Source organism: Lacticaseibacillus zhaodongensis (genome assembly GCF_009687905.1).
GTDB classification, from domain to species: domain Bacteria; phylum Bacillota; class Bacilli; order Lactobacillales; family Lactobacillaceae; genus Lacticaseibacillus; species Lacticaseibacillus zhaodongensis.
On record NZ_BLBG01000005.1, the window covers coordinates 98470 to 118022 of the forward strand.

Annotated in this window: 13 protein-coding genes; 8 read left to right on the forward strand and 5 right to left on the reverse strand. The window is 46.2% G+C overall.

The genetic code is table 11. The features are described from left to right. Positions 1-73: 73 nt before the first annotated feature. Positions 74-3376 carry a DUF5107 domain-containing protein gene (locus GN107_RS05445; protein WP_155286840.1) on the reverse strand — a complete coding sequence of 1101 codons (3303 nt, stop codon included), beginning with the start codon at positions 3374-3376 and terminating at the stop codon, positions 74-76. 160 nt (positions 3377-3536) lie between these two features. Here GN107_RS05445 and GN107_RS05450 point away from each other — a divergent pair, with 160 nt between their 5' ends. The 6 genes from GN107_RS05450 (at position 3537) to GN107_RS05475 (ending at position 9877) form a co-directional block, all read left to right on the forward strand. Further along, positions 3537-4439, forward strand: a complete 903-nt coding sequence (locus GN107_RS05450; protein WP_155286839.1) for an AraC family transcriptional regulator — start codon at positions 3537-3539, stop codon at positions 4437-4439. Positions 4440-5031: 592 nt separating this feature from the next. Continuing rightward, positions 5032-5892, forward strand: coding sequence for a transcription antiterminator LacT (lacT, locus tag GN107_RS05455; RefSeq protein ID WP_155286838.1), 861 nt, complete (start codon positions 5032-5034; stop codon positions 5890-5892). 81 nt (positions 5893-5973) lie between these two features. Next, positions 5974-7737: a lactose-specific PTS transporter subunit EIIC gene (locus GN107_RS05460; RefSeq protein ID WP_155286837.1), complete on the forward strand. Its 1764-nt coding sequence runs from the start codon at positions 5974-5976 to the stop codon at positions 7735-7737. Between the two features lie 21 nt (positions 7738-7758). Beyond that, complete coding sequence (lacG, locus tag GN107_RS05465) at positions 7759-9183, forward strand: 6-phospho-beta-galactosidase (protein ID WP_155286836.1); 1425 nt, start codon at positions 7759-7761, stop codon at positions 9181-9183. Positions 9184-9305: 122 nt separating this feature from the next. Continuing rightward, positions 9306-9644: a PTS lactose/cellobiose transporter subunit IIA gene (locus GN107_RS05470; protein ID WP_155286835.1), complete on the forward strand. Its 339-nt coding sequence runs from the start codon at positions 9306-9308 to the stop codon at positions 9642-9644. Between the two features lie 56 nt (positions 9645-9700). Continuing rightward, positions 9701-9877: a hypothetical protein gene (locus GN107_RS05475; RefSeq protein ID WP_155286834.1), complete on the forward strand. Its 177-nt coding sequence runs from the start codon at positions 9701-9703 to the stop codon at positions 9875-9877. Positions 9878-10145: 268 nt separating this feature from the next. Here the strand turns inward: GN107_RS05475 and GN107_RS05480 are convergent, their stop codons facing one another. The 4 genes from GN107_RS05480 to GN107_RS05495 are packed head-to-tail and all read right to left on the reverse strand — an operon-like array spanning position 10146 to position 15614. Then, complete coding sequence (locus GN107_RS05480; protein ID WP_155286833.1) at positions 10146-11009, reverse strand: ROK family protein; 864 nt, start codon at positions 11007-11009, stop codon at positions 10146-10148. After that, positions 11009-13183: an alpha-galactosidase gene (locus GN107_RS05485; RefSeq protein WP_155286832.1), complete on the reverse strand. Its 2175-nt coding sequence runs from the start codon at positions 13181-13183 to the stop codon at positions 11009-11011. Before GN107_RS05485 ends, GN107_RS05480 begins: the two co-directional genes overlap by 1 nt. Before the next feature lie 27 nt (positions 13184-13210). Then, positions 13211-14191, reverse strand: coding sequence for a LacI family DNA-binding transcriptional regulator (locus GN107_RS05490; RefSeq protein ID WP_155286831.1), 981 nt, complete (start codon positions 14189-14191; stop codon positions 13211-13213). 1 nt (position 14192) lies between these two features. Continuing rightward, entirely contained in the window at positions 14193-15614 is a 1422-nt protein-coding gene (locus GN107_RS05495; RefSeq protein WP_155286830.1) for a sucrose-6-phosphate hydrolase, read from the reverse strand. 207 nt (positions 15615-15821) lie between these two features. Here GN107_RS05495 and GN107_RS05500 point away from each other — a divergent pair, with 207 nt between their 5' ends. After that, complete coding sequence (locus tag GN107_RS05500) at positions 15822-17762, forward strand: sucrose-specific PTS transporter subunit IIBC (protein ID WP_155286829.1); 1941 nt, start codon at positions 15822-15824, stop codon at positions 17760-17762. Positions 17763-17775: 13 nt separating this feature from the next. Then, a complete protein-coding gene (locus GN107_RS05505; RefSeq protein WP_155286828.1) occupies positions 17776-19479 on the forward strand; it encodes an alpha-glucosidase in 1704 nt (567 codons plus the stop codon). The last annotated feature ends 74 nt before the right edge of the window (positions 19480-19553 follow it).

The window sequence follows — 19553 nt, forward strand, 5'->3', positions numbered from 1 at the left end:
CTGTTCCTCCATTTTAATTTGGGACGCACAACCGCCAACATTTATGCAGCGACAAATGTTGGCGGTTATTGTGTTATTGCTTCTCGTCAATCATCCGTTGGTGTCTGATTACACCTTGATTGCTATTACTTAATTCTGTGGCCTTGGCGAATGCGTCCGCGGCCTTTTGCAAATTGTTCAAACCAAGGTAGCCGAGACCAATCAAATAGTAACAATTGACTGAGTTGCGGTCCTGATAATTCTCATCGAATAGCAGGGCATCAGGCAATGAAACAGCGAAGTAGTCTTTTTGGAACTTAGTAAATAAGTGCTGCTCGCCGTAATTAATGAGTTTGTGGTAGCGGCCGGCCGCTTTTTCGGGCTGGTTAAGTCGTGCGTAGGCTAACCCTTGATAGAAGATAGTATCGGCGGGTTGATCGTTGTAGTACATCATATCGGTAGGCTCGGCAAGGCCAACGGTAGCTTTTTGCCAATATTTTGCTGCTTGTGCCGTATCGCCCAACTCAGCATAGGCCTCTCCCATGTAATAGTTGATGATGGTGTCATTGGCAATTGGCAATTTGCCTTCGCCGAGAGAGCGCGGATAGGTTAGTGCAGTCGTTAGCTTTTTTAGGGCAGCCTTGCCATCGTGCTTCTGTAGGTCTTGCTTGGCCATTTCAACCAATGAGTATTCATACTGGGTGCTGACCTTACCCTCGCCACCTTCCCACGGGTGGAAGGTGTGCTGCATCATTTTCGCGTAAGCATCCGCAAAATGGCCGGTTTCGTTCAGTAGGATAACTAGCTGAATGTAACTGTCATCGCGTTGTTCGACCAGATTCATGTGTGATTGCAGGAATTCTAGCCGCTTAGTGAGGGGATAATTGAACTTCTGGTAGAGTGAGTCTAACTCGAATACGAGGCGCGCGTTGGTGGAATCAAGCCGCAATGCAGTTTCGAGTTGCTGCAGGGCATCTTGTTTGCGGTCGAACTTATTGAAATAGGCAATTGCAAGGTTGCGGTGCGGCATGGCGTATTCAGGATTAAGTGCGACTGATTTTTCCCATGCCTGGGTTGCCTGCGCATAAACGCGGCGGTCGTAAAAAAGGTTACCCAGGAAGTACGGTGCTTGACTGTCTGCCGGATTCAGCTGGGCAATGAATTGGAGGACTTGAATGTCAAACAAGTGATTAGGAAAAACAAAATCCGGAGACATTTTGGCACCGGCCTTGGCTGCGGCTAGTGCGGCCTGTTTATCGCCAAGCTGAGCGTAGCTATAAGCCAAGTAATATGCCGCCATTGGGTTTGATTCTTGGTAGCAGTTGAGGATATTGATGGCGTCTTGGTACTGGCCAGCACCAATAAACGTTTCTGTGAGCGCCAGGGTATCGTTTAACCTGTGCCCAATGAATTTGATCAAGGTATTCTTCGTGTCATCAGTGTCCACGAGCAATGTTTGCTCATACAACAACGCAGCAGCACTGGCGTCAATTTGTAGGCTGGCGGTTAATAATGACTGCGCGGCGGCAGTGCGGTTGAGCAAGCGGAGTGCGTGGATTTTCAATGCACGAGCTTCAATGTCATTAACGTTGTGCTGCAGCGCTAGGTCAAGAAATGATAATGCATGGTGGAAATCACCGGCCCGCATTTTAATCTTTGCCAGTGCGAGAAAACTAACTTCTTGAGTATCGGCCGACCAAGTTGCCTTATAAAGCGCATCGTAGGTCGCAGCGGATTTACCCTGCTTATCAAGGCTCAACGCTAGGTGATAGTTAACCGCACCTGACTTGGGGTTGGTATTGTGTTCATTTTGCCGGCGAAGGGCGGCGCGGAAATATTGCTCGCTTTCGCTGAACAAGCCCCGACGATATAGCAGCAAACCATAAGCGTCGTTTATCCTTTGATCAAGTGGGTCCCGCTTGAGTCCTTCGCGATAATAATCTTCGGGGCGGAAACTAGCGTGCCGGTACTGCTCAAGGTGCTGACCAGCAAAATACAGTTCGTCGTTTGTTTTGATTTTGGCTGGTGCAGGAATTGCTGTAGCAGCCTCAGGAATACGGTCAATCTGATCGGCTTCCGGCGTGTAGCTGACCAGAGTACGGCCATGCGCATCTGTAATGACGACTGTGAGTGATTGTTCCGTTCCCGAAACGCCAGCTTTGGTAGTTGCATATGGCCGGGTGGGACTGATTGTACAAGTATCATCAATCAGCACATTATCGTTTTGAATTAGTTGCACGTGCGCATCAGTGAATTCTGCTGTGGTGTACGCCAAAATGTGAACGGAATCTCCATCTTTGGTAAAATTAACGGCGGCATCGATGGTGGCATTCTTGACTTGGCCGACCGCCTTGTAGGGCATGAAGTACTCAGTAGAGTGCTTCTCTTCATGTGGATTTAACCACGTGAAGTCAGGCTGATTATCGGTAAACGTACCGACCATCAATTCGATGTATGGTCCATCGTTGTCAGTCAGTTGGTGATCCCAGGACTGACCAAAGTCACCATTACCCCAGGTCCACTGCTTCTTACCTGGTGAGGTGTGGTGATCCGCCACGTGTAGCAGACCCGCCCCCTTTTTGTAGTCATAGTTACCAAGGAAGTCGTAGTTGGAGTGTGCCGCCATGTAGCTTGTAGGCACGGGAACATTTTTGTAGCGCGAAATATCTACCCCAGAGGAGTAATCTACCTTGTAGTATTCGCCAGTAGCAATTGGGAATGTGGAGACGGCCCGTTTGCCATGGTCAAAGACGGCATGAACGTCAGGCGGGAAGATAGACTGAGTGTTGTCGTTGACGGGAACGGCCGGATTTGCCCACCATAAGAAGGTTTGTGGTAAATCAGTTGGGTTGGTGAAGGTTTCATCAATCTTGAGGTAAGCCTTATCCGGAAACATGGTGAAGCCGACCAATATCCTTGTGCCGTACATCCGGTCCGTATCGCTCATCCACAGCGTTTTGGAGCCGTCATCGTGATCCTCGGAGTAGAAGTTAATGGGCAGAAATGTGTCCGGACGGTGGTGCTGCGGCCAGTTAAATTCAATCCCGCCAGAAATCCAAGGCCCGCTGAGGCCGACTAGGGCTGGCTTAATGACGTGGTTGTAGTAAACAAAGTCGTAGTTGTTGGTCTTGTCGAGCATGCGCTGGATGCGGCCACCTAATTCTGGTAGAAACGTTACCCGTAAGTATTGATTCTCCATGATGATGGCGTGGTATTCTTGGTCGTGTTTGACGTCAAGAACGTGTTCCGTAACGGGGAAGGGGTAGACTTTGCCACTGCTGCCCTGGTACGCGCGATTCTCCAGAAACAGCGGATTTTTCTCGGGTGCCCCAGTACCGTATGTTGGAATAGTTAATGTTTTGTGTAGTAAGGTGACGGGTTCGTTTTTGTGCTCCATGATTATGTCTCCCTTTAAGCTTTGATGGCTTAAACATACTAGCGAAAGCGGTTACTGTGAATGCACGAATTTGCTAAATAAATGGATTATTGTGAACCTAATTGATGCTTAGAGGGGAGACAATGGGGTACAATAATCGTGTGTTCGGGGGTGTTAATTGATGGCTAAACAGCAGGGCTTTCCTGATGAATATCTGTATGTGCTACCCGCAAGTATTATTAAAAACTTCGCCGCATCACCGGCGTTGCAGCAGTTGTACATAACCGACCTGGGCTTTTACCCTAACGCAAAGGACCACTATGTTCATCGGCAGAATGGTACCAGTGAGTGGATCTTAATTTTGTGCGTTCGCGGTCAAGGCCATGTGAAAGTTGGCAGAAAAACCGTGGACGTCGGACGGGGTTCACTAGTATTGCTACCACCTAATCAGGAGCATACATACTGGGCATCAACGATGAACCCGTGGGACATTTTTTGGGTGCATTTTACGGGCACAAATGTTACTGATTATTTGCCACAAACAGTTGCCGATAATCCAAACCTGTTCATCCAGACACACATTAAACCGCGGGACACTGATTTGTTGATGACGCAGTTTAAACAAATGATGGACGCACTCACAAAGGGCTTTGCGTACAATGCCATCTTTTTTGCATCACAAACACTGGGGGCAATGTTGGCTTATATTTGGATGCAGACGCAGGACGATAGTGATGCGGTACTTGTTGGTAATCCGTATATCAATCAAGCGGTTCAGTATATTTATGACCATCTAGACGACAAAGTTTCGCTCAGCGGCGTGTCGCGACAATTAGGAGTGTCGGCCAGCTATCTGAGCAGAATCTTTCGGGATACGGTCGGCGTTAGCGTTAATCAGTTTATTGTTGATGTGAAGCTGCGGCAAACGGTTCATTATTTGCTCGATACAACGATATCGATTAGGCAAATTGCGAGTGGCGTAGGGTTCACGGACCAATATTATTTTTCTCGCGTGTTTAAAAAGAACATGGGGATGTCACCGTTAGAGTACCGTAAGCACGGAGCAGCAATTACAACTAAATAAGCAGTCGCGTCTGCTAGGTGCTTCTTGTGGTCGTGGCTTAATAGATGCTTTCCATCTTATGGTATGCTATTAGAGTATGCACACGTTAATCATAATTGGCTGAAAACATTTAACATGCATCTATCTTGATTCATAAAACGCTTTTTTACTAATTGCTTGGTGCCTTATTTCATTGTCAAACTGTAAGGCATAGTGGTAAACGATAATTAGCTCTGAAACGTCTTTTGAAACGGGCAGTTATTTGTTTGTAATCAGATTTGTTTTTTGTGATTTTGGCGTGGACTTAATCCTTGTCAAGTCACCATAATGATGTCGATTTTTTGAACGCCAGCCCGCTTATTAACAGCGTAAGTTGCTAACAACCGTTTTTTTATCAGCCAAGTTGTAGCTAATCACTAGTTGTTGAAAACCACTCGTTCTCATTTTTTTCATCAAAAAAAGCGTTTACAAATATTTTGTTCGTGCTAAACTGAAGTTGTCGATGGGATATCGATTGTGGATTGTGACTATTAAATTAGGCAAGACCGCAAATTACCCATGCCTTTAGTGGCAGGTGGTTTGTGGCCTTTTTCTGTGCTCGGAGGTGATTTCCATGTTGAGAATTGCTCAGGTCTTTAATAACAACGTTGCACTAGTTAATCTAGATAACAAGCGCCAAGCCGTTGCGAAAGGCAAGGGCATTGCATTTAAGAAAACGCGTGGAGATTACATCAAGGCGAACAGGGTTGAAAAGCTTTTCACCTTGGAAACTGAAACGTCACGCCAGAATTTGTACTTCCTACTGAAGGATATTCCAATCGATGTGGTGACGACCACGTATGAAATTATTGATGTTGCGCAGCAAAAGTATCATGTCAAAACTTTAGATTATGTCTACATCACGCTCAGTGATCACATTTTCAGTGCCGTTAAGCGTTTGGAAGATGGTTCCTACCTTGAAAGTTTGGTCCCGGATTTGCACAAGCAGTACCAAACGGAATACGCTGCGGCGTATGAAGCACTAGCAATTATTAATAATAACCTTGGGGTTAATTTTCCAAGGTCCGAAGCTAAAAATCTAGCGCTCCACTTTATTAATGCCATTGGGCAAAGTGATGAAGAACAGCGTTTTGATCAAACCTCTGAGGCAACTGTTAGCGAGATTGTTCAGGATGTTTTATCAAAACACGGAATCTTACGGTCAACAAGTAATGACAATTATTACGACAGGTTCATGATCCATTTACAGTACTTAGTTGATAGGATTAAACATTCTGATCATTCCGGTACTGTGATTTTACCGAAAGTGATATCCGAACTCGAAAATAGTTATCCAAAATCATATGTCATTGCTTCGGAAATTTTTAACGAAATCAAGAAAAAGATTTATCCAGAAATAAGTGAGGATGAACGTCTCTACTTTGTCATTCATATTCAGCGGTTAATTGCTGAAACACCAATGACAGAAGTGTGAGCAAGATACCTCACTATGAGTGACGAGGGCAGGACGTTCAGCGCAGCTGAGTGTCGGCCCCATCAATAGGAGGATTAAGTCATGAACAAAGCGTTTGAAAAAGTAAAGCCGGCGTTCCAAGCTTTCGCTGCGAACAAGTACGTGTCGGCGGTGCGTGATGGGTTTATCGCATGTATGCCAATTATCATTTTCTCCAGTATTTTCATGATGATTGCTTATGTACCAAATGCCTGGGGCTTTCACTGGCCAGATGCCGTAACAAACACCCTGCTAATTGGGTACAACTACTCAATGGGTTTGCTGGCACTGTTTGTCGCTGGGACCACTGCGAAGAGTCTCACGGATAGTGAGAACGTAAACCTACCGAAAACTAATCAGATTAACCCAATCGCGGTAATTATCGCCGCGGAGATTACGTTTATTATTCTGTCCATCATGCCTCTTAAGACAGGTGTTGATCTTACTTACCTTGGTTCTCAAGGCTTGGTATGTGCTTACATCGTTGGACTGATTGTTCCAATGATTTACAATTTCTTCATTAAGAACAACATTACCGTTAAGCTGCCTCCACAGGTTCCAGGCAACATTGCTCAATCATTTAAAGATTTAATTCCACTGGGCGCTTCCGTAACAATTTTCTGGTTGTTTGGTGTTCTCTTCAAGATGGCAACTGGTACCGTTCTTCCGCGTTGGATCATTCAAGTTCTTTCACCAGTATTTACTGCCAGTGATTCATACATTGGTCTGTGTATTATTGCCGGTGCGATGGCGTTCTTCTGGTTCTTGGGGGTCCAAGGCCCTTCAATCGTTTCCCCAGCCGTTATGCCAATCATGATTGCTAACACGGCTGCTAACTTGGCCCAGTACCAAGCTGGTGTCCATGTATCCCATGTGTTTGCTCAGAACGCTATGGACTACATTATGAACTTTGGTGGGACTGGATCCACGTTTATCATTGCATATGTTTTGATTTTCGCAGCAAAATCAGCCCAACTTAAAGCAATTGGTAAAGCTGCGGTTATTCCTGCAACGTTCTCAGTTAATGAGCCAGTATTATTTGGTGTTCCACTCATTATGAACCCTATCTTCTTCATTCCGTTCATCATTACACCAATGGTTAACATTTCCTTGTTCAAGTTCTTTGTCACTACATTAGGTATGAACAGTATCATGTACTACCTGCCATGGACGATTCCAGCACCAATTGGTATTATCGCCGCTACGGGGTTCGCACCACTTTCATTCTTACTGGTGCCATTGCTTCTTGCAGTTGACGTAGTAATCTTCTGGCCATTCTTCCGTCAGTACGACAAGCAGTTGGTTGCTGAGGAACAGGCCAAAGCTGCTGAAGTAGCTGCTCAAAACGCTGCAGGTTCTATTCCTGCAGGTGCTGGTGTTGCAGCAGTTCCCGCTGGCGCTACAACTGAATCCGCAGTTGCCGTTGCTGAATCTGCTCCAAGTACTGTTACTAATACCGGTTCTACTGCAGCGGTCACGAATAAGACGCTCAAGGGCGAGCAATACTTTAAGGACAATGAAGTCAATGTATTGGTTCTTTGTGCCGGTGGTGGTACAAGTGGTATCCTCGCTAACGCACTGAATAAGTTGTCCAAAGAGCGGGAATTAAAGCTTTCTGCGACTGCTCGTGCCTATGGTCAAGATATGGATCTGATCCAAGATATGGATATGGTTATTCTTGCCCCACAAATGGATAGTATGAAAGGCAATCTGCAAAAGATTACCGATAAGTATGGAGTGAAGCTTGTAACCACGACTGGTCGTCAGTACATTGCTTTAACAAACGATGGCGACATGGCACTCGATTTTGTTGAGAGCAACCTGTAACCTGAGTGAGGAGGAATATTTGTGAGTAAGACATTTCCAAAAGATTTCATTTTCGGTGGCGCTAGTGCCGCGTATCAGGTTGAAGGTGCGACTAAAGAGGACGGCAAGGGCCGTGTTCTTTGGGATGACTACTTGGAAAAGCAGGGGCGCTTTAGCCCTGATCCTGCCGCTGATTTTTATCACCACTATGATGAGGATTTGACTTTGTCTGAGAAATACGGTGTCCGGGCACTCCGTCTTTCGATTGCGTGGTCAAGGATTTTCCCAGATGGTGATGGTAAGGTTGAGCCACGAGGTGTTGCTTATTACCACCGGGTATTTAAGTCATGCCAGGAACACCACGTTGAACCGTTTGTTACTTTGCATCACTTTGATACTCCTGAGAAACTGCATGAAGAAGGCGACTGGCTGAGTCCGCACATGGTTAATGCATTTGTTGACTATGCAAAGTTCTGCTTCAAGGAGTTTCCTGAAGTTAAGTACTGGATTACGATTAATGAACCAACATCCATGGCAGTCCAGCAATACACTAGCGGCACTTTCCCACCAGCAGAAACCGGGCGCTTTGATAAGACATTCCAAGCCGAACACAACGAAATGGTTGCTCACGCCAAGATTGTAAATGCATACAAGGATATGGATTTAGGTGGTAAGATTGGCATTGTCCACGCAATCCAGACAGTATATCCGTACAGCGATACCGAGGCGGATAAACATGCTGCGGCATTGCAGGACGCTTTCGAGAATCGCCTGTACCTCGACGGAACGTTAGCCGGTAAGTATTCGCCTGAGACGTTGGCATTGGTAAAGGAAATTCTGGATGCTAATGAGCAACCGATGTTTAATACCACACCAGAAGAGATGGACGAGTTAGACAAAGCTGCGCACCAACTAGATTTTGTCGGCGTGAACAATTACTTCAGTAAGTGGTTGCGGGCTTACAACGGTGCATCGGAAACTCACCACAACGGTACTGGTGCAAAAGGGACTTCAGTTTCCCGCCTGCATGGTATTGGTGAGGAAAAGCGTCCAGATGGAATTGAAACTACCGATTGGGATTGGGCAATTTATCCACGTGGTATGCATGACACCTTGATGCGGATTCACAATGATTACCCGTTAGTACCTGAAATTTTCGTCACTGAAAACGGAATTGGGATGAAGGAGTCACTACCTGAAGGGGCGACTGCTGACACAATCATCCAAGATCCTAAGCGAATCGATTACTTGAAGAAGTACTTGAGCGCAATTGCTGACGCAATTAGCGAAGGTGCTAACGTCAAGGGTTACTTCATCTGGTCGCTTCAAGATCAGTTCTCCTGGACTAACGGCTACAGCAAACGCTACGGATTGTTCTTCGTTGATTTTCCGACGCAGAAGCGGTACATCAAGCAGAGCGCACTCTGGTTTAAGCAACTTAGTGACACGCACGTAATTCCAGATTGATGTTGTAGTCAACTGGTCTTAGAAAAGCATCACTCAGCTATCGGTATGGCATCGAGCTGCGGGTGATAGAAGTTCATGTCGCGTGTGGCATCGAACCATAACAATATTTGGAGGTAATATCTATGGCAACTAAAGAAGAAATCTCAATGGTTGGATTCAAATTGGTAGCGTACGCGGGTGATGCTAAAACTGCAGTGTTACACGCTCTGGATGCTGCGGAAGCAGGCGACTTTGACAAGGCGGATGCACTTGTTAAAGAAGCACAGGATGATATCAATGACGCTCACAACCAGCAGACTGACATTTTAGCCAAAGAAGCTGGCGGTGCCAATATGGATGTTACCTTTATCATGGTCCACGGGCAGGATACACTGATGACTACCATGCTGCTCATTGATGAGACCCGTTACCTGATCCGCATGCTCAAGCGGATTAAGACGCTTGAAGATAAGGTTAAGTAAGCCAGATTCAAGCTGGTGTTGCGACTAGATGAGATTTAGGAATAGGGAGGCATATCATGAAAGTCGGTTTGATAGTTATTGGGGCAATACTTTTGATAATACTGTATGTTGCCACAATTAAGCCACACGGCAAGAATAAGAAGAAACAGCCTACCTATTCCAAAGCTGAATTGGTAACGTTGGCCGTTTCAGCTGCTATTGCCTCCGTTTTACTTTTCATCAAGTTACATTAATCTAGCATTTAAACAACGAGTCAGTTTGAAGACGGAATCTTTTGAAAATTGATTGTTGAGTTTTAGCAAAAAAATGAAGTCGTCTAATCTGGAGAATATCCGGGCTAGGCGGCTTTGTTGTGCTTCCAGAGACAAAGAGTGCGCTATGACTGACAAAAACTCCGGACGACTTCTCAATCAGTATGCGAAGCTGGCCGGAGTTATAGTGGTGCATTTTTAAAACCAGATTATCGTGTTCATACGACGCGATGGTTTAGCTGCCCGATGCTTATTTGTTGCTCAAAGCTCTTGCCGCAAGCTCGAAATCCCCGAGTGTTGCTGAGCCATTATTTGGAATGCTAGTGAAGGTAATTAGGCTTTCAAGTGCAGGCGTAGCTACATAATCATTGTTAAAGTCTGAGAAGTATTTGCGAACCCGCGGCATATCTTCTGGCTTCAGCACTGAGCCGCCAAACACAATCTTGTCGGGCCGCATCTGCATGTAGGTGTTGTATGCCATTTCGGCTGCGTAGTAGGAGACAAGGTCAAAGACGGGGTCAGTACGGGATAATTGCTCACCGGGTTTACCAGTCCGAGCTTCGATTGCTGGGCCGGATGCCATGCCTTCGAAGCAACGGTTGCCATGGAATGGACAGTTACCTGCGAAGTCATCGTCCGCTCTCGGGGTAATTAATGTGTGCCCCATTTCTGGGTGTGCGCTACTACCGATAAAGTGACCGGCCTGGACAGCGCCACCACCAATTCCGGTGCCAATTGTAAAGTAAACAACGGTGCTCTTGGCGTCACACTTTGTGTATTCACCGTATGCGCTGGCGTTTACGTCCGTGGTGAAGGCGATTGGAACATGCAACTGTGTTTGTAGTGGCCCAACGAAGTCTGTGTTGGACCAGTTTGGCTTTGGCGTTTTGAGAACGTAACCGTAAGTGGTTGAGTCAGGATTGATATCAATCGGGCCAAAAGAGCCGATACCAATTGCATCAACAGGATTTGCTTTGAAAAAGTCGACACAATCGCTGATTGTAAGTTCTGGCGAGCGTGTTTCAATCCGCTTACGTTCAATAATATGCATTTGATTATCTGCGACGGCGAGAATAAATTTAGTCCCGCCAGCTTCAATACTGCCTAATTTCATTATTTGTCATCTGCTTTCGTAAAAGTTAAGCGTGCCGCGTCAAAGTCGCCACGCGCTTGTGGAAGGGTAATACCAGAGAGGTTCAACTCATCACCAAAAAAGCGTTGGTGATTACTGTCCAGATATTGGACGTTTGGATTCAGATAATGCAGAGATTCGCGGCGGTTACGATGAACTGGTGACACGACTCCAGCTGACCATAGGCAAATTGCTAGTGTCCGTTCTGTATTTACGACTAGCCAAGCAACCTCGTGTTCGCGATGAGGCCATGTTGTTAGTCTGTATAGATGGCCGTACTGGTTGAACTGTCGATGGATTTTGTATTGCTGGAAGAATTCGGCTATTTGATCTTGTTCATCCTTTGTTAGGGATTCAGGTGGGCATTCTAAGCCGCTAATGCCAACTGAAGAAAGTAACATTCGCGTCCTCAGCGGTAAGAGGCGGTAATCTTGTTCGTTTGGCGATGGTGTGATGTGGGAGACAAAGATACTGGGTGGGAATAGCAGGCTAAAACCGTCCATGGTTTCCATGCGGAGAACTGAATCAGATAAGTCACTCACCCAGGTTTGGTCGGTATAGTAGAGCATTCCACCATCAAGTCGGCCACCACCAGCTGAACAATTTTCGATAATCAGCTCCGGGAAGCGGGTACGTAATACACGCAGAACATGGTATAGGCCCGTCATGTAGCGGAATGAAACCTCGCCTTGTTGGACTGCTGGCCATGCGCTACTTCCAGGTTGAGTGAAATGCCGATTGTAGTCCCACTTCAGATAGTCCAGACTGTTGGTGCTAATCAGATTCGTCAGCGTTTCGATTAGATGTGTCTGCACAGCCTGACGGGACAAATCAAGTACGAGTTGATTACGGCTGGTAATTACATCCCTACCCAGATATTGCAAAACCCAGTCAGGATGTTGCTGATACAAATTGCTGTTTTGAGTTACCATCTCTGGCTCAACCCATACGCCAAAACGTAAGTTAGATTGATGACATTCTTGAGCGAGGGCAGTAAGTCCGCTCGGGAATTTAATCGAATCGACAATCCAGTCACCCAATTGACCGTCTTCACCGTTTCGGTTAATGAACCAGCCGTCGTCCACAACCACAAGTTCTACACCTAGGCGCTTGAGCGCAGGCAGCTGCTTTTCCACTGTATTCGCATTAACTTTAAAGTACGATGATTCCCAGGTGTTGTAGGCAAGCAATTTTGGCTTTTGGTTGGGGATGATGTAGTTATTAAAAAAGCTGTGAAAGGCTTGCGAAAGTCCGTTAAAACCATCCGTAGCAAAACTCAGTACAGCTAGTGGCGATGAAAATTCAGTTTCTGGTGGTAATCGCCATGAAAAAGTTTCTGGATTAACACCCGCCGTTACGCGGGTTCGTTGATATTGATCAACCGTAGCCGTGATTTTCCAATCACCACTCCACAGAAGTGTCACACCGAGGACATTACCGTTGAATTGCGTAGCTGCTGGTTCGCACAAGCCAAGAAACGGGACTGCTTGTGGGCCGCTTGCACCGCTATTACTAGAAATAGTGAATTCGCCTGAAGAAAGCGCTGTTATTTGAACGTTGGCTTCGTGGGCGTGTGTTCCGGTTAAGTAGAGCGCTTGTAGCTCATCATCATCGAGTTCCAGTTGGAGGCTGGCGGCCTTTTGGAGTATTAGTGTGTCTTTGCCATGGTTAGAAAAACGGACGTTGCGAACAACCGTGGGCAGGTTATTTAGAATGGTGTATTGCAGGTTGAGTTGAAGGCCACTGAGCTGATCCTGCAGGGTGATAATCAACGTTTCGCTATTATCGGCTGCATTGCGTAATTGTGGTAGGTCGATTGGTTGCTTACCAGATCCAGAAATAATACGGTGACTGGCGTAGCGCAGAGGCGGAATTAACTGATTGTTACCATCGTTTACTTGATAGCCAGGAGTTCGGTAATCACCGGTCCCCGACGTACTGTATTCAAATGGCAAAGTCGTCATTGAATATGGGGATGCATCGGAGGCGACTGCGAAGGCGTGATTAAAGTCTTCCAGACGTGCGCTGCCATTGAAGGCCTTAAGTCGGGGGCCAAAGTAGCGTTTAACAGGATATCCGTGGATCAACTGAATAATATAGCTAATTTGCTTGTTTTGTAGGGTGAAAATTTGTCTTTGCTTGTCGTAATGAATCAATACGTTGACTCCTTTCCAGTTAGTTTGTTAAACCGTGGAGCCGTTTGAGAGTCGAACGGGCAGTGTGTAGTCTGACTTCAGTGGATACTCCGGATTTTTAATTTTTGTCAGGAGTAGTTCAATGAGTAGCTGGCTGATTTCCGTAATCGGCTGAACGACAGTAGTTAAATCAGGGTTATAGTCTTGAATTAATTTTGTGCCGTCATAACCAATCAACTTAAGATCATCTGGAATGGCAATACCGGTACTTTGTGCTGCGTTTTTTACCTGCAGGGCTGTCAGATCATCACTACAGAAAATGCCGTCATACTTTTTTGATTTGACAATGTCTGTAAGGCGTTCCTGCTTGAGAGCGGGGACGGATTCAAATGGTAACTCAATCACTTCCGGAGCGATATCGAAGGGCTTAAGGCCAGATTTAAAACCAAGTACACGGTTGTTTGTGGGCGAGTTGGCACTCTGAACCCCGGTAATCATAGCGGGATGGCGTACGCCGGCATCGTAAAGGGCTTTGGCCGCTAGCTTGCCCCCAGCAAAGTTATCAGAGCTCACAATCGGAATCGTCTTTGACAGGAACCGGTCGAAAGAGATAATTGGCAGTTCTGACTCCTGGTATTCCTTGATATCGGTATTGTGCGCCCCTGCAATAATTCCATCGACTTGGTTAGCGGCAAGCATGTTGATGTACTCGCGTTCCTTTTCAGGGTTGTTGGCACTATTACAGAGAATCGTTTTATAGCCTTGCTCGAATAAAAGGTTTTCGAGTCTGGCGACGAGTTCACCGAAAAATGGGTGGCTGATGTCGAAGAAAATCAAACCGATAAGGTGCGAAGATTTGCCCTGAAGCGAGCGCGCCAAACTATTTGGTTGGTAATTAAGTTGGGCCATTGCTTCATGGACCCGAGTTCTAGTTTTCTCACTGATGTGACCATAATTGTTAATGACTCTGGAAACGGTGGTGGGCGAAACGTTTGCTATCTTGGCCACGTCTTGTAGTTTTGGTTTCATATTAGTGATTACTCCTCTCCAGACGCCAACCGTGACAGCTGGTGTCGGTGCCATTTTCTTTTATAATAGCCGAATCTGGAGCCGATTGTGGGAAAAACCGTCCGGTCAGGCATACTTCACCGTCGTCTACATAGCATTCATATGCTGAGCCATCAATAAAAAGTCGGACTATGTGGTTGGTGTTGTTAGGCAGTTGTACATGGCGGGTAGCGTGAGCTGAAATGATTGATAATTTTTGTCCGGTCACACTCAACTTGAGACTTTCCAGTCCCTTAGCGTACACGCTGAATTCTGTCTGTGAAGTGGTATTAAACTCGAATTCTGCTGTAGCGCTAAAATTGAATGTTGTGGCATCAGGCACTATTTCATCTTCACGCAGCTGTTCTAGTTCAGATAATGGCGCAAGTTGCAGTTTGCCATTTTTCACATGGAGTTCACGGGGGTAGCTTAAGCAGTTGGCCCACTGATCGCGGTCGCTGGGATACTCACTTTCGGGCATCCCCATCCAGCCAATCAGAAGATGGCGACCATCAGGAGCGACGGTTGTGCGGGAGGCGTAAAAGTCGCAACCATAATCAACGAGTTGCAGATGCATTTCACCGCTAAATTGTCGCGTTGACGGGTCAAAGTCATCTGCAATCATTGCAACGTTTGGATAGCGATTGGTGTAAGACAAGGTTTTATGATCTAGGCCCTGGGGACAGAAGGTTAACACCACATGATTATCAACCCAGTCGATATTTGGACATTCGACCATGTAGCCAGTCATAGTAGTCGGGATAGCTAGAGGGCCAAGAAACTTCCATTCTTTATTTGGTTCTTGATGGTAAAGCAGAATTGCACCGTGGCCAGTAGTCGTTTGCCCGCCGATTAGGCAGTAGCGCTCATTATTATTTGAAAAGGCAAATGGGTCTCTGAATTCTGCTGTGTATCCAGACGGCGGGGTAGCAATAATCGGTTGCGATGATTTGGTGATAACACCGTTACGGTCCATCTGCGCATGCATCTGGTAGGAGTGGCGGTTCCAGTCGGAATCACGAACATTACCAGTGTACAGAAGTTGTAGATGGTTGTCGGCAACATACCCACTTCCCGTGTAAACTCCTTGATGGTCGAAAGGCCCGTCTGGCAATAGTTGCTGCTCTGAAGGCTGCCAGTGCAGCAGATCGGTTGAAACGAGATGGTACCAAGATTTTAGTCCATGTACCGGTCCAAATGGGAATGACTGGTAGAATAGGTGCCATTGGCCATTAAAGAAGTTAAAGGCGCAAGGATCGTTCAGTAGCCCCGTCACTGGTTGTATATGAGTATTAGTCCGCCAGATGCTCTGCTCAACCTTTTGTTGAATGGTCCGTAAGTAGTTTGAAGACCACTGAATGTAAGGACGATAGCGTGTTTGTTGATTCCAAACGATTTGCGTCATAATGTGTCACCGCACTCTCTATGAAATAAGTTAGCTTAATAATAGCGCTTTCTTTTAAATTGTCAAACGGATAACATTTCTTGACAATTTTGCAGGCAGCAAACGCATCAGCACAGAATTTAAATTGTCAAACGCTTGACAACTAATTGTGAAGCCGCTATCATTCGGAATGTAAAGCGCTTTATAAAAACTTGCGAGGTGATGAACATGAAACATAAAGAAGTTGCACAGCGCGTCATTAATGCTGTTGGGGCAGATAACATTCAGGCGGCTGCACATTGTGCCACCAGATTACGGTTGGTGCTCAAAGACGATAAGGCAATTAATCAGAAAGCTCTTGATCAAGACCCAGATGTTAAGGGGACATTTGAAACCGATGGTCAGTATCAGATAATTATCGGGCCTGGTGATGTTGATAAGGTTTATGCCGAGATGATCAAACTCACTGGCCTCAAAGAAGCAACTACCGACGATTTAAAAAAGGTTGCTGGAAACAAAAAGACGAATCCATTAACTTCTTTGTTCAAGCTATTGTCGGACATCTTTATTCCGTTAATTCCAGCCTTGGTTGCTGGTGGGTTGCTAATGGCACTGAACAACGTTTTGACGGCTGAACACCTATTTATGGCGAAGTCGATTGTTGAGCAGTGGCCAGGACTTGCGGGCTTCGCAGAAATGGTCAACGCGATGGCCTCCGCACCATTCGCTTTCCTGCCAATATTGATTGGCTTCTCCGCTACCAAGCGTTTCGGTGGTAATCCATATCTTGGGGCAACGCTTGGAATGATCATGGTCTTGCCTTCATTGGTGAATGGTTACAGCGTTGCTGTTGCGATGGCAACACATAAGATGCTCTACTGGAATGTATTTGGCTTAAAGATTGCGCAAGCTGGGTACCAGGGCCAGGTTCTACCAGTTTTGGGTGTGTCCTACATTCTGGCCAAGCTGGAGACATTCCTGCACAAACACTTGCATGGGGCCATCGACTTTACCTTTACACCAATGATTTCGGTCATCGTTACCGGCTTTTTGACCTTCACGATCATTGGACCAGTTCTCCGGACGGTTGGCGATGGTCTCACTAACAGTCTCGTATGGCTATACAGCACCACTGGTTGGGTTGGCATGGGTATCTTCGGGCTTTTCTACTCCGCAATTGTCATCACCGGCTTACACCAGATGTTTCCCGCAATTGAAACCCAGCTTCTCGCCAACGTTGCTAAGACTGGTGGCTCCTTTATCTTCCCAGTTGCAGCAATGGCCAACGTAACCCAAGGTGGTGCAACTGCCGCAATCTTCTTCACGACTAAAGATAAGAAACAGAAGGCTTTGGCTTCATCTGCTAGTCTCTCAGCACTTCTTGGGATTACAGAACCAGCAATTTTCGGTGTTAACCTCAAGTTAAAATTCCCATTCGTCTGTGCAGCGATTGCGTCAGGTATAGGTAGTGCCTTCTTAGGGCTCTTCCACGTACTTTCTGTATCGATGGGCCCTGCAGGAATCATTGGGTTCATCTCAATTGCTGCAAAATCTATGGTTGCGTTCATGATTTGTATCGTAATTGGGTTTATCGCATCGTTCATTCTTACGTTTGCTTATGCCAAGTACAAGCTGCCTGCATCATCAGAAGATGAAGATGTTGAGCCAGATGTAACCCACGCGGATGCAGTCATCACGACTCCAGTCAGTGGTACACCAGAAGCAATTTCTAAAGTGAATGACAAAGTATTTTCAGCTGAAATTATGGGTAAGGGCATTGCGATTGTTCCAGATTCAGGACAAGTAGTCGCGCCGTTTGATGGAACTGTTGCTGTCAGTTACCCAACGCACCATGCGTATGGATTACGTGCTGATGATGGGGCGGAATTATTGATTCATATCGGAATTGATACGGTCGACCTGCAGGGCAAGTACTTCACTGGTAATGTTTCTCAGGGCGATCAGGTTAAGGCAGGGCAATTGCTCGGAACATTTGATGTGGACGCTATCAAGAAGGCCGGGTATGATCCTACCGTAATGGTTGTAGTGACAAATACTAAGCAATATGCTGATGTGGAACCAATTATGGGCGCACATGTCGGTACCGGGGACGGTATCTTGGCATTGACAGACCCAGAAGGCTCGTCCGCAGTAGCAACCACACTATAGGAAGGTTTTACGTATGAATAATCAATGGTGGCGCCAGGCGGTCATTTATCAGGTTTATCCCAAAAGCTTTCAGGACACTAATGGCGACGGTATTGGCGATTTGCAAGGAATCATTGAACATTTGCCGTACATTAAGCGTTTAGGTGCAGATGCTGTTTGGCTCAGCCCGGTCTACTGTTCGCCACAGGTTGATAATGGTTACGATATCGCGGACTATCGGCACGTTGACCCCATGTTTGGTTCAGATGCTGATATGGATGAGTTAATTAAGCAGGCACATCACCTTGGATTGAAAATTATCATGGACCTTGTTGCCAACCACACTTCAGATCAGCACGCTTGGTTCAAGCAAAGTCGGCAATCAAAGGATAATCCGTACTCGGATTACTACATTTGGCGCGATCCAGCACCAGATGGTGGAGTCCCGAATAATTGGGGATCGAGTTTTGGCGGCTCAGCATGGACATTTGATGATACACGTGGTCAGTACTACTTGCATTACTATTCTCCGCAACAGCCGGACTTAAACTGGGAGAATCCCAAGGTTAGACAGGCGGTATACGACATCATGCGCTACTGGGTTGTCAAAGGTGTTGATGGCTGGCGGCTTGATGTAATTACGTCAATCTCAAAAGATCAGCAATTCTGCGACCGGCCCAACCCTAAGCACCTGCCGTATGTATCCTCTGGCCAAAATAATGGACCCCGAATGCATGAGTTTATTGCTGAGATGAATCGGGAGGTATTTACGCCGCTCAATCAATTGAGCATTGGGGAGGCCCCAGATTCTTCCAGTGAAAATGTGCTTGCGTTGGTTGCACCTGATCAGCATGAGCTGAATATGGTCATCCCTTTTGAGCACATGAAGAGTGATGTTGTCCCAGGTGGTAACGGCCATTTTGACCTGCAGCCACTAGACGTTGTTTATCTGAAGGGTGTTTTGAGCCGTTGGCAAGAGACATTAGCCTCGGTAAATGCCGGTAGTGCGTTGTACTTCGAAAACCATGATCGGGCGCGAATTCCTTCTCGTTGGGGCGATGATGGGAAGTATCGGTATCAAAGTGCGACAGCATTTGCGACTGCTCTTCATGGGTTACGGGGGACCCCGTTCGTTTATCAAGGTGAAGAGATTGGTTTAACCAATACCAAACTGAAACTAGAGGATTATGAAGATGTTGAGACTAAAGGCGCATATCATAAGCTGGTTGAAGAACAGAAAGTAATGACTAAGTCTCAATTCGTTGAAGCTGCTAATAAGGTCAGTCGCGACCATGCACGAATGCCAATTCCGTGGAATGGTGGTGAGCAGGGTGGTTTTACTACCGGAAAACCGTGGTTTGCGCTGAACCCATCATTTCCGCAGATTAATGTTCGGAATGATTTGGAATCCAAACAGTCAGTGTTTGAATACTATCAGCGCTTGATCAAGCTACGGCATGAGTTGGGAGTGCTCACCGATGGGGCCTATGAATTGATTGCCCCTGAGGATCCGCATGTCTTTGGATATTGGCGGATCGACACTAATCAACGGTTACTTGTTATTGCAAACTTAAGTGCACATGAGCAATCAATCACGCCGTATTCGCAAGCTGCTGAAGAAACTTGCAAGATAATAATCACTAACTATGCGGATCGTCGGTCGCTCAAAGAACCATTGCGTCCATACGAAGCGATGATTGTTGGGGTTGCCAATCGTTCATCATCTCGCAATAGCTAAGAATCAATAGCAAAAGGTACGTCAGATGGCGTCCCTTTTGTTTATCTACATGGTTTTACACAAAAAATCCGGCC